General features: G+C 49.4%; 19 protein-coding genes. 9 read left to right on the forward strand and 10 right to left on the reverse strand.

Annotation, left to right across the window (positions count from 1 at the left end; genetic code table 11):
- Nucleotides 1-56: 56 nt before the first annotated feature.
- Entirely contained in the window at nucleotides 57-878 is an 822-nt protein-coding gene (locus HK11_RS10250) for an EipB family protein (protein ID WP_086555251.1), read from the forward strand.
- Between the two features lie 5 nt (nucleotides 879-883).
- Here HK11_RS10250 and HK11_RS10255 read toward each other — a convergent pair whose 3' ends face one another.
- The 4 genes from HK11_RS10255 to HK11_RS12370 all read right to left on the reverse strand — a co-directional run bounded on the left by HK11_RS10255 (nucleotide 884) and on the right by HK11_RS12370 (nucleotide 4,024).
- Nucleotides 884-1,411 carry a hypothetical protein gene (locus tag HK11_RS10255; protein ID WP_086555252.1) on the reverse strand — a complete coding sequence of 176 codons (528 nt, stop codon included), beginning with the start codon at nucleotides 1,409-1,411 and terminating at the stop codon, nucleotides 884-886.
- Nucleotides 1,412-1,429: 18 nt separating this feature from the next.
- On the reverse strand, nucleotides 1,430-2,647 hold the full coding sequence (locus tag HK11_RS10260) for an aminopeptidase (protein ID WP_233133436.1): 1,218 nt from the start codon (nucleotides 2,645-2,647) through the stop codon (nucleotides 1,430-1,432).
- A gap of 188 nt (nucleotides 2,648-2,835) precedes the next feature.
- A complete protein-coding gene (locus HK11_RS10265; protein WP_086555254.1) occupies nucleotides 2,836-3,393 on the reverse strand; it encodes a DUF1643 domain-containing protein in 558 nt (185 codons plus the stop codon).
- Between the two features lie 331 nt (nucleotides 3,394-3,724).
- Nucleotides 3,725-4,024, reverse strand: a complete 300-nt coding sequence (locus HK11_RS12370) for a hypothetical protein (protein ID WP_158092818.1) — start codon at nucleotides 4,022-4,024, stop codon at nucleotides 3,725-3,727.
- A gap of 514 nt (nucleotides 4,025-4,538) precedes the next feature.
- On the opposite strand from HK11_RS12370, the gene HK11_RS10270 reads away from it, so the two are divergent.
- Nucleotides 4,539-6,593, forward strand: a complete 2,055-nt coding sequence (locus HK11_RS10270) for a glycosyltransferase (RefSeq protein WP_158092819.1) — start codon at nucleotides 4,539-4,541, stop codon at nucleotides 6,591-6,593.
- A gap of 117 nt (nucleotides 6,594-6,710) precedes the next feature.
- On the opposite strand, the gene HK11_RS10275 is transcribed toward HK11_RS10270, so the two are convergent.
- Complete coding sequence (locus HK11_RS10275; RefSeq protein WP_233133432.1) at nucleotides 6,711-8,168, reverse strand: MATE family efflux transporter; 1,458 nt, start codon at nucleotides 8,166-8,168, stop codon at nucleotides 6,711-6,713.
- Between the two features lie 371 nt (nucleotides 8,169-8,539).
- Here HK11_RS10275 and HK11_RS10285 point away from each other — a divergent pair, with 371 nt between their 5' ends.
- The 5 genes from HK11_RS10285 to HK11_RS10305 all read left to right on the forward strand — a co-directional run bounded on the left by HK11_RS10285 (nucleotide 8,540) and on the right by HK11_RS10305 (nucleotide 12,792).
- Nucleotides 8,540-9,472, forward strand: coding sequence for a ribose-phosphate pyrophosphokinase (locus HK11_RS10285; protein WP_086555257.1), 933 nt, complete (start codon nucleotides 8,540-8,542; stop codon nucleotides 9,470-9,472).
- Between the two features lie 6 nt (nucleotides 9,473-9,478).
- Nucleotides 9,479-10,078 carry a histidine phosphatase family protein gene (locus HK11_RS10290; protein ID WP_086555258.1) on the forward strand — a complete coding sequence of 200 codons (600 nt, stop codon included), beginning with the start codon at nucleotides 9,479-9,481 and terminating at the stop codon, nucleotides 10,076-10,078.
- A 138-nt stretch (nucleotides 10,079-10,216) separates the two neighbouring features.
- Nucleotides 10,217-10,828 carry a YqaA family protein gene (locus HK11_RS10295; protein ID WP_086555259.1) on the forward strand — a complete coding sequence of 204 codons (612 nt, stop codon included), beginning with the start codon at nucleotides 10,217-10,219 and terminating at the stop codon, nucleotides 10,826-10,828.
- A gap of 101 nt (nucleotides 10,829-10,929) precedes the next feature.
- Nucleotides 10,930-11,949, forward strand: coding sequence for an SDR family oxidoreductase (locus tag HK11_RS10300; RefSeq protein WP_086555260.1), 1,020 nt, complete (start codon nucleotides 10,930-10,932; stop codon nucleotides 11,947-11,949).
- Between the two features lie 51 nt (nucleotides 11,950-12,000).
- A complete protein-coding gene (locus tag HK11_RS10305) occupies nucleotides 12,001-12,792 on the forward strand; it encodes an META domain-containing protein (protein ID WP_086555261.1) in 792 nt (263 codons plus the stop codon).
- A 7-nt stretch (nucleotides 12,793-12,799) separates the two neighbouring features.
- Here the strand turns inward: HK11_RS10305 and HK11_RS10310 are convergent, their stop codons facing one another.
- Nucleotides 12,800-13,855, reverse strand: coding sequence for a DUF563 domain-containing protein (locus HK11_RS10310; protein ID WP_158092820.1), 1,056 nt, complete (start codon nucleotides 13,853-13,855; stop codon nucleotides 12,800-12,802).
- A 120-nt stretch (nucleotides 13,856-13,975) separates the two neighbouring features.
- Between HK11_RS10310 and HK11_RS10315 the strand changes: the two genes are divergently transcribed.
- Complete coding sequence (locus tag HK11_RS10315; protein ID WP_086555263.1) at nucleotides 13,976-14,422, forward strand: hypothetical protein; 447 nt, start codon at nucleotides 13,976-13,978, stop codon at nucleotides 14,420-14,422.
- A gap of 17 nt (nucleotides 14,423-14,439) precedes the next feature.
- Here HK11_RS10315 and HK11_RS10320 read toward each other — a convergent pair whose 3' ends face one another.
- The 4 genes from HK11_RS10320 to HK11_RS10335 form a co-directional block, all read right to left on the reverse strand.
- Nucleotides 14,440-15,465, reverse strand: coding sequence for an enoyl-CoA hydratase/isomerase family protein (locus HK11_RS10320; protein ID WP_086555264.1), 1,026 nt, complete (start codon nucleotides 15,463-15,465; stop codon nucleotides 14,440-14,442).
- Between the two features lie 617 nt (nucleotides 15,466-16,082).
- The gene (locus HK11_RS10325; RefSeq protein WP_086555265.1) at nucleotides 16,083-16,880 is read right to left on the reverse strand and encodes a metal ABC transporter permease; all 798 of its coding nucleotides are present in this window, start codon (nucleotides 16,878-16,880) and stop codon (nucleotides 16,083-16,085) included.
- Nucleotides 16,867-17,685, reverse strand: coding sequence for a metal ABC transporter ATP-binding protein (locus HK11_RS10330; RefSeq protein ID WP_086555266.1), 819 nt, complete (start codon nucleotides 17,683-17,685; stop codon nucleotides 16,867-16,869). Before HK11_RS10330 ends, HK11_RS10325 begins: the two co-directional genes overlap by 14 nt.
- The gene (locus HK11_RS10335) at nucleotides 17,682-18,506 is read right to left on the reverse strand and encodes a metal ABC transporter solute-binding protein, Zn/Mn family (RefSeq protein WP_233127518.1); all 825 of its coding nucleotides are present in this window, start codon (nucleotides 18,504-18,506) and stop codon (nucleotides 17,682-17,684) included. The genes HK11_RS10330 and HK11_RS10335 overlap by 4 nt, the downstream gene beginning before the upstream one ends.
- Nucleotides 18,507-18,761: 255 nt before the next feature.
- On the opposite strand from HK11_RS10335, the gene HK11_RS10340 reads away from it, so the two are divergent.
- Nucleotides 18,762-19,301, forward strand: coding sequence for a transcriptional repressor (locus tag HK11_RS10340; protein WP_086555268.1), 540 nt, complete (start codon nucleotides 18,762-18,764; stop codon nucleotides 19,299-19,301).
- The last annotated feature ends 22 nt before the right edge of the window (nucleotides 19,302-19,323 follow it).

Genomic DNA, 19,323 nt, shown 5'->3' on the forward strand with positions numbered 1-19,323 from the left:
TGAACATTATGATGCGGGGTGGTTGCATGATGACCCCGCATCGTTTTTTATAACGTATGTTTTTTTCCGTCCGGTGCCTTACCCGCACACTTCTCGTTTCTCTGATTTTTTCTCCTGCTACACTGGCTGATACACCGGCACAGAATACTATGTCGTGGCTCTCCGGCCAGGATGCCCACTATAAGCTGACTCTCGTGACATCAACCGGGCACAGCACACGCTCTGCCAGTGGCACGATGCACTACGAGCTTAAAGAAACACCCGCGAACTGGCTAACCCACCAGCACATTGATGTTGAACGTACCTCGGCAACGGGAAAAACCGAACATCTTGTCTCGGATTACACCGCGACAGAAAGTAAAGATGGCCACAGCTTTATTTTTCAGACACGCCAGCAGGCAGACAATGCTATTATTCGTACGATCTCAGGCAAGGCAACACGCACCGGCACAGACGGATATATCGAATATGCTCAGCCTCTGAAAAAAACTCTTCCCTTATCAGCAGATGTGCTGTTCCCGGTTCATCATACAGCAGCCATCCTGTCAGCTGCCTCAGATGGGAAAAACAGTCTTGCACTCAGGCTTTTTGACGGAACAGATGAGGACGGTTCGCTCTATACTTTTGCAACTCTCACTGGCTGGCAAAAACCTGCTGCCGCACCAGCTTTCCCTGCACTGATAAGCCTGCCTGAAACGAGGGTGACGCTTGCTTATTTCGCTCATGACACCACAGAAATGATGCCAGACTACACGCTTGAGCAAAGTTATTTTAAAAATGGTGTATCTGACACGATAACGCTCGATTTTGGCGATTTCAGCATGACAGGGACATTACAGTCCCTGTCTCTGCCAGTCATAAAAGACCAGAAATTATAAGCCGGTTATTGCCCGCTTTCAGAACGCAGCACAGCAATAAGAGCCTGCAACTGATCAGGGTGTGCTTTTAGCAAGGCAACATTCTGCGCATCAGGCTGCGGGATACCACTATGCCCCTGCACATTCATCAGGCTGCCAGTTAGGCCCACACAGGTCAGGCTCATAACAAAGTCACGCGCTGTAAAACCATTCGCCTTAAGAATGGGCTCAAGCTTATCTGTTTTCGAGACCATATCAATCTGCTGTGCAAGAGACATGCCTGCACGCCCGGGTGGCTGAATACCAGCGGCATGAATGGCCTGAAGCGTGCTTGTCAGCCGCGGCAGAACATCAGGTGACAGCTTATAATTCAGCGCTGAAGTCATTTCCTGGCGCATAGCGAGAACCTGCTGCGCTGACAAAGCAGGCGCTGCACCATTTCCTCCGGCGGCTGTTGTCTGGGCAAAAGCTGATAAACCTGAGCAGGACACAGCCAGAGCAGCAACGGCCAGCATCTTCACCGGATGAAAGAGAGTTTTTTTCTGGTTAAACATTGCGCTACCTTTCCGCTATTAAGAAATAACCCATTCGCCCTTGCGCATTAGCTTTACGCGCTGCCCGTCAGACGTCAGGCCGTCGACATCAGTTTCGCCGGAGCCGATCATCCAGTCGATATGAAGGATGCTGTTATTGGCTCCACGCGCCGCAAGAGCCGTATCATCAAGCCCTTCAGCATCACGCATACATTTAGAATACGCCTGCCCAAGGGCAATGTGACTGGCTGCATTTTCGTCAAACAATGTATTCTTAAATAAGATACCACTTTGAGAAATAGGGGAGGAATGAGGAACCAGAGCGACCTCCCCCAGCCTGCGGGCACCTTCATCTGTATCGAGAATACGGGCCAGCACATCCTGCCCTTTAACAGCATGCATTTCAGTAATTTTGCCGCCTTCAAAGCGAACAGAAATGCCATCAATCAGCGAACCCTGATGAAAAAGCGGTTTACTGCTGACAACGTGCCCTTCAACTTTAAGGCGGTGAGGCGTTGTAAACACCTCCTCTGTCGGAAGGTTGGGATTGCAGATCACACCATTACCGGCTTTTTCTGCTCCACCAGCCCAGTGGTGTCCATCTGCCAGACCAACGGTCAGGTCAGTACCTGGCCCGGTAAAATGCAAAGCCTCATAACGCGCATCGTTCAGGAAAGCTGCCCGTTTATGCAACTGTGTATTATGAGCCGCCCACTCTGCTACCGGATCCTCTCCTGTAATACGCGAGGCCTTAAAAATAGCCTGCCATAACTCACTGACAGCCTCATCATCCTGCAGAAACGGAAAAACCTGACGTGCCCAGGCGACTGTAGAGGCGGCAACAATTGTCCAGTTCACATCAAAACTGGTTATAATTTTCATTGCAGGCCGGTTCACCACAGAAGCAGCACGGGCTGCACGGGAAATACGGGAAGGGTCCTGGTCAGCGAGCAAAACGGGATCAGAGCCTGTGATAGCCAGGCGGGCCGCACCTTCACGAAAGCCCTCTGTCATACCATGCGCCAGCCAGCCCGCAGCTGTATCGAACGTCTCGTCATGCCCATAGCGATAGCGCGCCAGGGTTGCTTCATCATCTGAATAAAATGTGGTGACCAGAGATGAACCTGCTTTGTAAGCATGCTCGGTAATGCGACGCACCAGAGGGGCACTCTCAAGCGGCGCGGTGATGATCAGCTGCTGCCCTGGTTTAATATTTAGCCCGGTACGAACGGCAACCTCGCCAAGCCGATCAAGCATGGCAGCAAACCTGTTATCCCCGGCACGGCCATCCTGAAGAAAATTTTTCTTATCTGATATGCTGGTCATCCGGTTCCCCTCATATGGAAGAGATACTCTCTCTTGTTTTTGCGACATCTTCATGGCACCAAAATTAACGAAAAAAATCTTTATTATAAAAGATTAACATAACGCAACCTGTGACCCGGCTACAGCTGGTCAGGCAACTGAAACGGCAACAGATCACCTGATAAATATAAAGGATGGCAGGGTCGCCCGTTCTGACCAACCTTCAGTGCATAAACCGGTATATTATGAGACTGGAAAAGACGCACGACATCAGGCCCGCGCGCCAGTAACGCCTTAATTCTGGGAGAGCCATAAGCCGCTATCACTTTATCTGCCTCAGACGCCATGCTGAGCAATTCAGTATCATTCCGGGGGCCTACAGGGTCTGACACTTCAGCCAGGCGCATCTGATCTGTACAGCGGTAAGCAAAACTATTCCCGATAAGGACGGAACCGTACCCCCATGCCCGGGCATAACGCTGGCATTTTGCAACAGTTCTGTCATCGCCATATTCAGTCGCAACAGACGGGTTCATCATCATCCACATAACCGACGGCAAAGTTTCATCCCATACACGCCGGAGTGTATAACGATAACAGTTATCCGCGCCTCCATACGTAGCCGTGCTAACACAATCACCCGGCAGACCAAGAGGTCGGGAAGCCCCGACATAATGCCCGTCAAAAAGATCTGTCATTATATCCCTTACATGCCACACAAACCTATAAATACTTTATAAAATATAATTTTTTATTTTATTTCAATATGTTATTTTTAAAATTACATATAATGTTAATTATTTAATATAAAATTCTTTATTTTTTTGTATTTTTATATAAATTTCTTAACTTTACTTATAATAAAATTACTGATGATAATTATGTTGAATTTTATCAGAATGTTACGTCAATTTACTGGGGATTTACTGCATAAAACCTTAATTATATCAAAAACTGACTATACCCTGCTGTGGAATCTCTATCAAAAAAAAATATCACACCAGAGCTTCTTCTTTATTGTGAATACACTCAAAAAATTGCTCCGAGTGATGCACGCATTACAATGATAATTGGCTGTCTGCGCCTGTTACAAAACAAGGCATCAGCATCAGAGGCCTTTGGTTTTTTAGCCCAGAAATATCCCTCCAGTCTCTGCCATTTTTTACTTATTGCAAGCCATACATTTTTTTCACACTGGGCTCTCGCACACGATGCATGTAAAAATTTTCTTAGCCAGTTTACGCCTCCTTCACACCCAATTTTTGAAAAAACTCTTTCTTTAATCATTAAGAATATACCAGATATTTTTTTTACGGCATTTTCACTCACAGGGAAAATAACTCTTTACTGCCACGATTATTCACAATTAAAGGGCCTGACTGTTACCCTTGATCAGTATAAATTCGTACTACAACCAGCCAGAAATAAAATAATTATACGCCTCCCCTCTGACTGGAAGAGCGCAAAAATTCTTACAGTTTCAGCAAAAAATAAAAAAAATATTCGCTATACTTTCAACATTCCCACATTTCTTCATGTAAGAGGCTTCGCAGAAATCTCTGGTTGCCATATCACTGGCTGGGTATGCTGCGACACTGATCCTGAACGCGATATCAGCCTTCTGATATCATCTATGCAGGATAAACAAGATTTTCTTCTGAAAAGAATAAAAATTTCGCAAAAAAAATACTCTGATGTTGGTTTTCTCAAAGAAGATTCTGAAAAGCATTATTTCTCTTTTTTTCTTCCTTCCTTAAGAAAAAACGCGGGTCTTTTATTTGTAAAAACTGACAATGGTAAAAATCTGTATGGTAGTCCTGTCTCTCTCTCATTATTTCAAAACATGGCATATCGTTATGCGTTAGAAACAGAAAGAAATTTCCCGGCTATATTCCTGACCGCCCCTGACAACACCAGGAAAACATTACCAGCCGACCTAAAACCCGCCTGCATTATCGTCCCTGTTTATAATGGCTTTACCGTCACACAAACCTGCCTGCGGCAACTCAAAAAATTTAAACCGGCTTCGGTCCGCCTGATTCTGGTCAATGACGCCTCTACAGATAGACGCATTCATTCACTTCTATTTTTATATCAAAAACTTATACCTGATACCGTTATTATTCAGCATCAGAGAAATCAGGGCTTTCCTGCCACTGCCAATACCGGCCTCAAAGCCCGTTATAAAAATGAGGATGTTCTTTTACTCAATAGCGATACTATTGTTTCAGAAAGATTTTTTCAAAAACTTCAGTTGACAGCCTATATAACTTCAGACATCGGCACGGTAACACCTTTATCCAACAGTGCAACAATATTCAGTTATCCCGAAATCAATATTAGTACACCCGTTCCCACTGTAAAAAAATGCGCCGAACTTGATCAGCTGGCTGAAAAAATCTGGCAAAGCGAGGTGCCGGAAGTACCAACCGCACATGGCTTTTGTATGTATATAAAAGCAGAGTGCCTGCAGGAAACAGGGCTTTTCAGATATGATGCCTTTGCACAGGGATATGGAGAAGAAAACGATTTTTCACGGCGCGCCGCTGCTTTAGGCTGGCGCCACGTTGCCTGTCCTGGTGTTTATGTCGGACATGCAGAAGGACAGTCTTTCAGCTCCGTGAAAAAAGATCTGATAAGGCATAATTTAAAAATTCTTAACGCCATGCATCCTGGCTACGATGAACTTGTACAGTCATGGCTGCGGTGCGACCCGCTTCTCCCTTTTCGTCGTATGATGGACATCGCTCTTTTTTCAAAAAATAGTCTGTTTTCACAATCAGTTTTACTTGTCACACATGACCGTGCAGGTGGTTTATCAAAACATATTGGCGAACGTGCAAAACACTACCTGATTCACAATATCCATCCCTTTTCACTCAAACCCATTACCTCTGAATCCGGTGTCCCTTTATGGAAGCTGGAAGACATTCCCAACAATGATTATCGCAATCTGATTTTACCACGCAGTGCCAAAGCACTAAATGCACTTCTGAGAAAAATTAAATGTTCAAAAATTGAAATTCACAGCTACATTGGTCACGGCATTAAAAAAATTTACGAACTTACTAGCCTTGATATTCCCTATGACGTTTTTATTCATGATTACTCATGGTTCTGCCCACGCATTACATTAACAACACCGTCTGCACATTATTGCGGAGAGCCCGGGCTGACCTGCTGTCAGGCGTGCTTTAATTCCAGCTCACAGGGCGACACAACCGGTGACACCACCAGAATAAAAATATTAAAACAATACACTCATAAAATTTTAAAAAATGCACAAAAAAATTATGCTCCTTCAAAAGATGCAGGAGAGCGCATCTGCCGGCAGCTGAATATCAAACCGAGCATACGCCCCTGGGAAAAAATATCCGGAAATGAAACACTGACTTTCACTCCCCGGACAAAAGGAAAAAACCGCCATGTCGGTATAATGGGGGCTATCGGGCCTGAAAAAGGCTACTATCAGCTCCTCCATCTGGCACAACTGGCAGCCACCATTAATGCCCCTGTGCATTTTATTCTTGTGGGTTACAGCTGTAATGACCAGGAGCTTCTGGCAACAGGGAAAGTAACCATCACAGGCCCCTACCAGGAATATGAAATTACAGAGCTGACAAACAAGCACTGCATCGACTGGTTTTTTCTGCCTTCAGTCTGGCCTGAAACATGGTCATATGTTCTCACACAGATATGGACAGCAATGCGCCCTGTCATAGCATATGATATCGAGGCACAGGCTGAACGTATCAGAAAAACACATAATGGCACCGTAGTACCCTTACATACCCGGCCACTTCAGCTGCTCATAATTTTGCACAACCCTTCTCTGTGGGCGACACAACAACCATTACCCTCTCCGGGAGAAAATACTCTTCCACCCCTGAGATCGTAGCCCCCCCACCAGACTCGCTTTTTCTCAGAGCTGCCCATTGTCTGTCATATTTTTTGTAATGTTATGACGAGGTCTGGTTCACAAAGCATCCAGGCGGCACGGGATAACATCACCCCGTTACTGACACTCATCTGACAAAGGTGCTGCCAGCTCATCAAGTTCAGCCATAGCAGATTCTGCACTTATAACCGGCACATCAGAGGCCATAACACCTGCACCAGCATGCTCAGGCACTGAACCTGCCAGGTGTCGTGTCACACGAAATGCCGTCACAACAGCGAGTGTACCAAAAATAATCACCCCGACAGCCTGACCAAGCTGCACTCCACCAGGACCATAATGCTGCCCGGCCCAGACGAAAGGCACTGTACCCAAAGTTGCCCGCCCCCAGTTAAAGGCCGTCGAATACAGCGGGTGTCCCAGATTGTTAAAGGCCGCATTCGCCACAAACAGCATACCAACAAACAAATAACTACCAATGGTCAGCGAACAGAACAGGTGAATAAGCATGGCCCCATCACCCTGGGCGTTAAAAATAACGACAACATAATGTTGCAGACTGGCCAGAATAACCCACGTCACGCCAATACTCACCAGAACAAGCTTCAGAGCTGCTGTCAGTGTCTCTCTGACACGGTGATAAAGGCCGGCTCCCATATTTTGCGCCATGATAGGTCCCACTGACCCTGTCAGCGCAAATACGAGAGAAAATAATACAGGGGTTGTACGCTCAATAGAGGCCTGACCACCAACAGCATCCAGACCAAAGCGCGCCATCGCCTGAGTCACGTAAACACCGCCAACAGGTGTAGCCAGATTTGTAAGAATGGCAGGCATAGCCACTGAGGCAACGCGCCTGGTATCAGCCAGAATACGGGACGGAACGGGCCAGCACAGCATATCATGCCGTAATGCGCCTTTAAGGCCCAGAGCAGCCACAGCCAGCCTTGAAAGGATCGTACTGATGGCGGCACCGGTCAGCCCCTCATGCAGCCCAAAAATCATAATCGGATCAAGGATTGCCGATATCACCGCCCCGACGAGCGTAATATGCATGGACCCTTTGGCATCACCTACCACTCTCATGAGGGAAGAACAGCCCATCCCCATACAGATCAGCGGCAGAAATGGACTGACAACACACAGATAATGCGTCGCCTGACGTAGAGCCTCATCTTTCGCCCCAAGCAGGCACAAAAGAGGATGTGCAGCAAAAGCGGTTAAAACACCGAGTAAAGCCGTTAAAAGCAACGTCACAGTCAGAGCTGAAGATGCTGTTCCCCTGGCATCATCATGATGGCCGGCACCAATAAGACGCCCGGTTGCGGCACTTATTCCGATAGTCAGACCAATAGAAACAGCAATCTGCAGGCCTATCACAGCCCCGGCAAAACCAATGGCTGCCGTTAGCGCTGGTTGTCCCAGATGCGCAATATAGACCATATTGAGCATATCAACGGCAAAAACAGCCATGAGACCAATTGCCCCGGTACCTGCCATAACCAGAACATGCCGCATAATACTGCCAGTCGTAAAACAGGCTTTGCGTCCGGATGTCAGGCCGTCTTTCGACATATTTCTTCCACTTCTGTGCTTACTGGCACCATTATAACAAATTCAACTTTAAGGTTTTTTCTCCGCGCGAGCCAGAGCATGGGGCAGAAATTGCCCGATCCGGCGAAAAAACAGGATGCTGAACAGGCTCAGTGCCGGTTACAGACTCGGGCAAAAAAAGCGGCGGGGAAAACAGGTGGCGCAATACTCATGATGTGACCAGTCGTTAGAGAACCCTTGATTATGACGCAAGGGCACACGTGCCGCCTTACAGATTTTGTTGCTATTTTTTTGACCTTATAGATGACAACCGGCGCTGTGGTTGCTAAAGACCGGCCCGTCTCACCGCCTGTTTAAAGCTCACCCAAAAAGAGCAGGGAACCATCACCATCATGAAGATTGTCGCCTGTAACAGCAACCTCCCGCTGGCTGAAGCCGTCGCAAAAGAACTCAGCCTGCCCCTTTGCAATGTCACTGTGCGGCGTTTTGCTGACATGGAAGTCTTTGTAGAGATCCATGAAAATGTGCGTGGCGAGGATGTCTTTGTTATCCAGAGCACATGTACACCCACCAATGATAACCTGATGGAACTCCTGGTCATGCTCGATGCGCTGCGTCGTGGCTCGGCCCGTCGTATCACAGCAGTCATCCCCTATTTCGGTTATGCCCGTCAGGACCGCAAATCAGGCCCCCGCACCCCTATCAGTGCCAAGCTTGTTGCCAACCTTCTGGTTGAAGCCGGTGCCAGCCGTATTCTGACCCTTGATCTCCACGCTATGCAGATTCAGGGCTTCTTTGATATTCCGGTTGATAACCTTTATGCCGCGCCTCTCTTTGTACGCGATATTCTGGACCGCTACGGTAAACGCGACCTGATGATTGTCTCCCCTGATGTCGGCGGTGTGGTGCGCGCCCGTCAGCTGGCCCAGCGACTGAACACAGATCTCGCCATTATCGATAAACGCCGTGAACGTGCGGGTGTCTCTGAGGTCATGAATGTTATTGGTGATGTACGCGGCCGCCATTGCCTGCTGGTCGATGATATTGTTGATAGCGGTGGCTCACTGTGCAACGCAGCACAGGCTATTGCCAATAATGGGGCCGCCTCAGTTGGTGCTTATGTAACGCATGGTGTCCTGACAGGTAATGCTGTTGAACGTATTGCAAACTCCTGCATTGAAATGCTGACGCTCACCGACAGCATCAGAGAAACAGAAGCAGTTGCAGCCGCGCCAAATATCCGTCAGGTTACTATTGCTGGTCTGCTCGCCCGCGCTATGCGTGCTGTGGCTGACGAAAGCTCTGTCTCGTCTCTTTTCGACTGAGGATCTATGCCCTTACTTGAATTACGCTCATACTGGTACCTGCGTCATGGCCAGACTGACTGGAATCGTGATGGCCTCTCTCAGGGACGAACCAACATTCCCCTGAATATCACGGGTGCCGCGCAGGCACAGGCTGCCGTTGAGCTGGTTCTGGGCGGGCTTAAGAAACACGTGCCCTTCACCCATATTGTCAGCTCTCCGCTTGACCGTGCTTTTCAGACGGCCGTCACCGTGCGTGACGGGCTGATTGAACGGGGTTTAAAGCCAATGCCTGTCACCACAGATGAACACCTGCAGGAGGTCTGCTTTGGTGAGCAGGAAGGCCAGCCAATGGGAGACTGGTATGACAGCTGGATTGCAGGCGAATATACGCCTGATGGTGCAGAAAAATTTTCTGACCTGCGCGAACGGGCCGTACGAGCTGTAAACCGCGCCACTCATGGAGGCGGTGTACCGCTGATCGTTGGCCATGGTGCCGTATTCAGGGCTCTGCGTGCTGCCATGCACCTGCCGGCCAATGTCAGGCTGCCCAATGCAACGCCTTTATGGCTTGAGCCTGGCCGTGCCCCGAACCTGCCATGGCACCTGACCATGATGTCTGAGTAACCAGCTAAAAATTATTAAGTGACGAAAGGCGGTTAATCTGTTTGTGCTGGTTAACCGCCCTCCGTGATACGTCCCGAAAAGAATTTACAACTAAATAACTCTGGCCTCTGGTAGTTGGACGTGGCATTGCTCAGCATCATGCAAAATGCCTCCTCTCATTCCCGGCCATCATGGTTTCAGCGTCTGTACACCCGTGTTTGTGCCCACGCCGCGAGCCCTCATGCCCCTGCATGGCTGGCTTTTCTGACATTCTGCGAAGCCAGCTTTTTCCCCCTCCCTCCCGAAACTCTGCTAATACCTATGGTGCTGGCACGCCGTGAATATGCCTGGCGTTATGCCTTTATCTGCACTGTGTTCAGCGTATTCGGGGCCTTACTGGGGTGGCTGATCGGGGCCATGCTGCTTGACCTCATAGCACGCCCTATTGTGCATTTTTACCATGCTGAACACACACTGATCTCGCTGCAGGAGAAATTTCGTCAGTGGGGTGTCTGGTTTATTCTGCTCAAAGGACTCACACCCATTCCCTTCAAGCTGGTTACTATTGCCAGCGGTATGGCGCATTTTGCATTACTGCCATTTATTATCGCCTGTACGGTGACACGCGGGCTACGTTTTTTTCTGGTCGCAGGCCTGCTGAAACAGTTTGGCCCCTCCATTGAAAAATTTATCGAAACCCGCCTGCCTCTGGTCATGGGGGCTGCAGCCATTGTCTTTATCAGCGGCTTCCTTCTCTTACATTACCTGTAACAGAAAAGAACGTATCCGGGCTCAGCTCTTGCAGTAAAACGCAGGAAAAGGCACACAAGACTCCCTATTCTCTGATGCCGCTTTATTGCAGGAGCTTCATTATGCCCTCTCAGATCGCTGTTATCACTGGTGCCGGTACAGGCATTGGTCGTGCTGCCGCCCGGGCTCTGGGACGAGCCGGCTTTGACATTGCGCTGATCGGACGCAATGAAGAACGACTGGCTGAAGCCGTACAAGACCTGCATGAGCACGCCATTAAAACGATGACCTTTGCCCTTGATGTGACCAGCCCTGAGGCCTTACGTCAGGCTGCTGAGCAGATCGAAAACGAACTTGGCCCGATTGCCATCTGGGTAAACTGTGCCGGTGCAACAGTTATCGGGCAGGTCACATCACTCTGCGCACAGGACATTCAGCGCGCAACGGACGTCACATATATGGGGAGCGTCAATGGCACTCTCGCTGCCCTGGAGCATATGCGCCGACGCAGCCAGGGAGTTATTATTAACCTCGATCTGGCCCCGTCTTTACGTGACATGCCGCTTCAGGCTGCTGAGAATGGCGCCCGGGCGGCTCTTCGTGCTTTCTGTAACAGCCTGCGCGCTGAACTGCTTCACGATGCTGATGCCATTCGTGTAGTGACTGTTGATCTGCCTGCAATCAATACACCGCGCTACCGGTGGACACGCAACACAACAGGCCAGACACTTCGCCCCGCAGGGCCAGTCTATGAGCCTGAAGTCGCTGCCGAAGCTATTTGCCGCGCTGCTTTTACAACCAGCGACACAATATCGGTCGGTCCTGAAGCAATCCTGTCATTTTTGCATAAAATCACCGGTACCGGTTACAGCATCAAAAAACTGGCACAAAAAGGGTACAAAGCACAGTTGAGTAAAGACTATGCACCTGACCACGCAGCAGACAACCTCTATACCTCACCTGCGGGCATTATGGGTGCACATGGCGACTTTGACAGTAAAACAAGACGCGCTGACAGCCCTCTGTCATTCTATATACCCTCAAGCCTTCTTGCAGGGTTAAAGGGGGCACTCCTGGCGATCGGCCTGACCAGCCTGATCACGCATTTTATCAACACAAAAGAAAAACAAAAACACCACTGAGAGAGCTGCGTTTCATATAACATCTGATCCTGTATCACCCGGAGAGTTCTGATGTCTTTGCTGTTGCTTCGTCGTCGTACAACGCTTGCCCTGTCTGCCCTGCTTCTTGGTTGTGGCTTTCAGTCATCCCGGGCACAGGCTCAGACAACCCCTCTGACACTGCAGGGAAACCTGATCTACCGTGAACGCATATTGCTGCCTGCGGCCCGGGCTGAGGTTCGCCTGCTTGATGTCAGCACAATTTCAAAGGCGCCGGCTGTCATCTCGACTGACAGCATGGATATTAACCAGCAGGTACCGGTACCATTTCATCTGAGTATAAACCGCAACCTTTTTAAGCCTGGACACACCTACGCTTTATCTGCCGTTATTTTTGTTGATGGACAGCCCTGGTTTAAAACACCCTCACCAGCTCCGGTCAGTTTAAAAACCAGTAAAGACATCACGATCATACTGCGCAGAGAAGTGACACAGTCCTTACCCCATACTCTTAAAGGTTCATGGCACACCGATAAAATTGGCCAGACCTCACTGCGTGACGGCACCATCACACCAACTCTGGACCTGCATGGAGACGGTACTGTAAGCGGATCAACAGTCTGTAACACCATAAAAGGCCGCTATACGGCCATGGGTCAAACAATAGCATTTTCTGCAATCGCAAGCACAAAAATGGCCTGTGCTGACAGCACAGTAACCCAGCGCGAGAGAGCTTTTTTGCATAGCCTGGAAACTGTAAAAAACTGGGAAATCAGTTCACAGGGTGAAATACTGACCCTGAGTAATCAGGCAAAAGAGCCTCTGCTCGTTCTTCATCGCCAGTCTCACCTGCCACTGAAGTAAGCCAGCGCTATAATGCCCACTGCCTGAGCAGGGCTTCAAGCTGCTCGGGCAAAATGACAAACGGAACATCCCAGGTCGTTGAGGGATGCTCCGTCTCACCGCGTATTTCCTGATATGTCAGGCCACGAATACCTGCAATAAAAGCATAAAATGTATCTGGCATAGTCGCAGGTGCTAAAATGCCAACCTTTGTCCCGGCCGCACAAAATACTATGCTGCTCATGCCTGCTCCCATCACCCCCACAACACAGGCGGCATTCCGGAAAAGCTTCATCTGCTCAAGCAATGTTAAGGCTGTGGGGTCAACCGTTATAAAGCCATAGCGTATCAGAAGAGCCTGTATCTGCTCTTCATGAGCAAGGCTGCGCCGGCTCCCGGGACGAGCAATATATAATCTGAGTGGAGAACCAGAGAACATTGCCGCACTCATTTGCTCATTACGCTCAAAGCAAAGAGGAGACATATACACACCGTGATCTGTCAGCCCCTCAACCAGTGTAAGAGTTCTGAAATAACGAACCTCATCATTTCCAAGAGACAGATACTGATAATACCGTGGTGAAGAGAGGGCGACAGAATCACGTATTACTGCCTGCATTGCGCCTGATACCTGCGGCACCACCAGACAGCTGTAAGACCCCACCCGCTCAGCCCGCCAGAGCCTGGGCAAAAGTTCAACCAGCCAGTGACCATAATTATGATCTCCCCGCTTTCGCAAAAGCAGGCTGGGTTTTTCTTCCGGCACACTCTCGGTTTTTGACAGAACACGCTCATACGCTCGCTGACACTCTGCCGCACTATGCTGCGCTATTGTTTGTATAATCAGCTCATTATCGCGGGTAAAAACCAGCCCCTCTTCAGTCACATAAACATCTGAAAGACGGCGTATAATAAAAGGGCGGGGCATATGCTGCCCTGTATGCCACCCGGCATGCATAGCCTGTAAAACATCATCCGGCACAAGATGCAGGTTTTGTACGGCGGGAGAAGGCTGAAAAAATGCGGGAGAGAAGAGCTCTGCCAGAGTTTGCCCGGCGGCTGCTTTCAAATCAACAGTCTTCACAGAAGACAGATCTTTTTTCATCTTATAATTATCTTCTTCTTTACTTTTAATAATAAAAATTAAATAATGCCCTGCATTAGATAAATATTATTTTAATAAATATATAACCTGGCGATTTTCATGATACCCTCTTCTCTACTTATACAAATTCTTGGTGAAAACCCTTTATCAACACAAAAAGAGATAATTTCTGTCCCCAAAGATCTTTTTATATTTCTGCTTCATACTTACATGATGCAGCAACCTTTTAATGAGGCACAATATCTGAAAACAAACCCGGATGTAGCCGAAGCTGTACACAGAGGCGCTATAGATTCCGGCCTGACACATTTTCTCAATGCAGGGTACTGGGAAGAGCGCGAGGGCGGCTCGTATAAATTTTCTGAAGACTGGTACCTGCGACAAAACCCTGACGTCGCTGTCTCGGTACGTCTTGGGGAAATCATTTCAGGCAAAAAACACTACCACTTATATGGCAAATCGGAATGGAGATGCCCTTCACCCGAACTCAGTGATGAATACGAACTCTGGAAAGCCTTTCTTCGTCCCTCCGTAAAAAAAGAATAAAATTTTATACCTGTCGCTCACTCATGCAACGCTTCAAAACATTGCATGATCTCTTCATCATTCACGGCGTCCAGCACAGACGGAGACCAGCGCGGAGCATTGTCACGATCAATCAACCTGCTCCTCACACCTTCTGAAAAATCGTGGCGCCTGAGGAGATGCCCAACAAGACACTCCTCCTGAGAGAAAGCATCCGCCAGCGCAGGCAGTGTTCTGGCCCGGTGCCAGGCTTCCCACGACAGACATAATGAGAACGGACAGGCCCGTGCAATCAGATCGCGGTCTTTCTGCGCCTCCTCCCCCGATATGCAGGCAAGCTTTTCTAAAGCTGATGGCAGGTCAGGGGCGTCAAAACAGGCATCCAGCTCTGATGCTCTGGCAGGCACAACATGCGGCACAGCAGCAAAAACATCTTCAGGCATACGATGCTCAAGTTCTGACACAAGAGCAGGCAGAGTGTCAGACTGCATCAGGTAATCAGCAAAACCACTGGTCACAGCCTGCTGAGGGGTCATCACTCCACCTGTCACAGCAAGCCGCAGACCAAAAAAACCGGGCGCGCGGGAAAGAATCCATGATCCGCCGGCATCAGGCGTTAAACCTATTCCCGTTTCCGGCATCGCCAGCACAGAACGCTCTGTAACAACGCGATAAGCAGCATGACCACCCAGACCAATACCACCCCCCATGGCAATACCATCCATGAGCGATACAACCGGCCTGGAAAACGCCGCAATGCGCCTCATCACAGCATAGGTTGCCAGCATTTTCTGATAGATCTCTGCCGTCTCACCCCGGGCAATATGAGCATAAATCACTTTCAGGTCTCCACCGGCGCAAAAAGCGCGGGCTTCACCCCCCTGTAAAACTATAACACGAACCGAAAGATCCTGTTCCCAGGCATCAAGCACGCGACCAATACCGCAGGCCATCTCATAATCAACAGCATTAAGCTGGCGGGGGCGGTTAAGAATGATGCGGCCAAGGTGACCTTTTTGCTGTGTAAGAACCACCGGGGTGAGAGAAAGATGCGTTTCTGTCATTGCTTTCCTTCTTTATTCCTACACGCAAAACACCCGAATACTATACCAGAGGAGGATAAATATTCCCTCAAAGTCACTCCTGCCACACTGCTATGTCGCGCCCTGATGCTGCCGTTAATGTTATCATGACGGATAACTCTGCAATGTTACGGACAGCACTTCTTCAGCAGTATGCAATATACAAATATGCCACCTATTTTACGGGCCGGTGTCAACAGCAACTATCAAATACACGCAGCTTTGACCACAAACGCACCTGTCCCGAACACGGCCTGAACTTTTTTGACTGTCTTCTTCAGCGTGTTGTAGAAGTCGGCATACATAGTGTAGTATTTATATAGTGCAGGCTCTGACCATTCATGAAAAAGCCGCAGGGCTGGTTTATTTCAACCGTAATCATCACCCGCTGCTACATACTCCGGTTTCATAACCTGCCCGGACACCCCTTAAGGAAAAAAGATGGCTCAGCAACCCGACAATAAATCTCCAAGCCAGGATGTACCTGTCATTACAGTAAAAGCGCTTATCATTATTCACATATTCATCGCAATTTTTCTGGCATTAGGCAGCTGGATCTGCTGGTCTATACCGCAATAACGATCAGATTTCAGGCGACATTATGCCCTGCGAACCACGCGCATAACGGCCTCGGCCGTAACAAAGAACACCCCTCCCATCAGTGCAATCCAGAATGACACGGGTGCATTCGTATACCAGGAAAGCACCAGCCCTGCCCAGGCTTCCGTAACAGCCAGAAGGGCAGAACAGAGTAAGCCTGCGAATGGTGGCAGGCCAAGACGAAGAACAGCCGCCGCCGGTGCGACCATCAACGTAAAAACAAGCAATATGCCGGTTACCTGAGCACACTCAGCCGTTGTAATAGCCACGAGCATCAAAAACAAAATGCCCATTACACGCAGGTTAACACCCCTGGCTTCTGCCAGCTCAGGCTGAAGCGTCGCAAATAAAAGCGGACGCGACAAGAAGCCCAGGACAGCCAGACTCAACATGCTTAAAGCTGCGAGCCAGGTAAGTACAGACCAGCTCACACCAAAAATATCACCAAAAAGCAAAGCTGCAGATGCGCCTGCTGCATGTGTAAAAAAGTGCAGAAACAGGGCACCCAGCCCCAGAGCAAGCGAGAGAACCAGCCCGATCACAACATCTCGCCCGGCAATACGCTCACCGGCAAGCCCCATAAGCAAGCCACCGGCGAGCGTTCCACCAGCCATGCCTGTTAAAGGCGACAAACCAAGCAGCAGAGCACCGGTCGCGCCGGCAAAACCAACATGAGAGAGTGCATGACTGGCAAAAGTCTGCCCACGTAACACCAGAAACCAGCCAACAGGCCCGCACACCATAGCCACCAGAAAGGCCGCCAGAAATGCAATCTGCATAAACTCATAATGAAGCATTATGGTGATGCCCTGTACAATCATGAGACTGAAAAAGGCCACCGCCTCCTTCAGCAACAACAAATAAACGCTGACCAACCTTAAGCACTTCAACCGGTGCACCATAAAGTGCCGTCAGGGTCTCTGACGTAATAACCTCACGCACCGGCCCAAGTAAGGCTTTGCCTCCGGCCAGGTATAAAACGTAATCCATAAACCCAAGAAGCGGATTAATATCATGTGCTGACAGCAACACGGTCATATTACGCTTGCGGGCGAGAGTGTGGATACGTGTGACTGTGTCAGACATTCTGGCCGGATCAAGGCTGGCCATCGGCTCATCAAGCAGCAGGAGGGACGGATCATCAAGCAACACCTGCGCCAGAAGCAGGCGCTGACGCTGCCCGCCAGAAAGAGTAGCAACTGGACGATGAGCGAGAGAAAGAGCATCAACGGCCACCAGAGCAGCCTCGGCGGCAGCGCGCCTCTTGCGCCCTCCCCATGGCAGCCCGGGCACCTGCCCGCGGTAAGCCGCCTCGACCATACTCAGACCACTCAGCTGTCCCCCCGGCATGTTTCTCATCTGGGGCATATAGCCGGCAGCAGAATTACCACGACGGACCTTGCGACCTTCAAACAATATCGTGCCGGCTCCTGGTGCCTCAAGCCCCAGAATACCACGAAACAGAGTTGTTTTTCCCGCACCATTAGCACCAAGAACGCCAACGAAACTCCCCTGGGGAACTTTAAAGCTGACATCCCGCAAAACATCGTGACCACCGCGTGAAAGTGTCACGTGTGAAAACTCAAGTGCAGGTATCGTCACTTTTTTACCTCAAGCAAGCCGGCAGCCTGCTCCACTGTATCACTCACCCATTGTTGCCAGTGTAAACCCTGTGGCATCGTTTCGGACACAGCCAGAACCGGCACTCCCTCCTGCTTTGCCATTGCGACCAGACGTTCAACTGAAGGACGATTAACCTGGGAATTATAAATAAGCAGGTTAATCCGATGTTGCCTGATATCATCTTCAAACATCGCCACTTCGGATGGTGCCGGCTCGACATCATTCATCACTGCAAGCTGAAAACCCTGCCGTTTCATCCTGAGGCCCATACGATCAGCCAGAGGCGTAAAAACCTGTTCAGTCGCTGCAACAGGCTGCCCGGACACTTCAGAACGTGCTGTAGCTATTACATTTTTAACCTGATCCACTGCTGCCTGCAGCCTCTGCCCCCGTACAGCATAAGCCGAAGCATGTGACGGATCAGCCTTCTGACACGCCGCGACAAAAGCCTTTATGAAGGCCTCAACTGCACTGATATTATACCATAAATGAACATTATCCCCTTCATGCCAGTCAGCCACATCCTGCACACGCAGCACAGGGAATGCAGCGGGAGAACGTGTGCGGGCAAGGCGCTCCATCCATGCATCATACCCGGCACCATTGGCGATAACGAGAGTGGCATCACTCACCATACGCCCTTCTGCCGGGCCAGGCTCATAAAGATGCGGGTCTGACACAGGTCGCGACAGAACAGAGGTCACTGTCATATCAGGGCCGGTAATCTGGGCAGCCAGGTCAGCCCACATATTTTCAGCTGCAACAACAGAAGGCTTATCCTGCACAGAAGCCAAAACCATAGATGGCAGAAAACTCCATACGGTTAAGCCAAGCACCGTCAGTGACAAAAACCGCATAAAACTACCCTGCCCCGGCTATTCCGGCCCTTATATACAGTGACTGCTTACTAAACGGCATCACTCAGAGAATGTGATATTATAACATATCTTGTAAACAAGACAAAACGCTTCATATGCTGAACTGAATCGCCTGTTACACATATCTGCTTTATAAGCTCTGACATCAGTCAAAAACGATAAGGGACACCCTGCATCATGCCCGGCCACACATCCTGCTCATCTGACTGTCAGAGCGAGATAACAACACCTGTAGAAGAATTACTCGATAAAGCCGCAGCACTTTGTGCCCGCAATGGCAGTCGCCTTACACCACAACGCAGAGAAATTCTTAGCCTTATTCTCAGCGCAGGCAAGCCTGTTGGGGCATATGATCTGCTTGAGCAAATTAAAACACCAGAACGTAAGCCAGCCCCGCCGACGGTCTACCGTGCTTTAGAATTTCTGCTTGAACACGGTCTCATTCACCGTATTGAGCGTCTTTCTGCTTTTGTTCCCTGTGTGCATCTGCTGCATGCGCATCATACAGACGACTGCTCACAAAAATATAAAGATGACACGCCTCATTTACATACAGCGCAGTTTCTGATCTGCCGCGAATGCAAAAGCACGTCAGAGATCAGCACACCACATATTCTTGAAGCCATAAAACAATCATGCCAGCCCCGGGGCTTTATCGCACAAAATGCTTTTATAGAAATTGAGGGGCTGTGTTCAGGGTGCGCCGAAAAAAAATAACGCCCCCTGGAAACACAAAAAC

The sequence above is a fragment of the Acetobacter sp. DmW_043 genome (assembly GCF_002153485.1).
GTDB classification, from domain to species: Bacteria; Pseudomonadota; Alphaproteobacteria; order Acetobacterales; family Acetobacteraceae; genus Acetobacter; species Acetobacter thailandicus.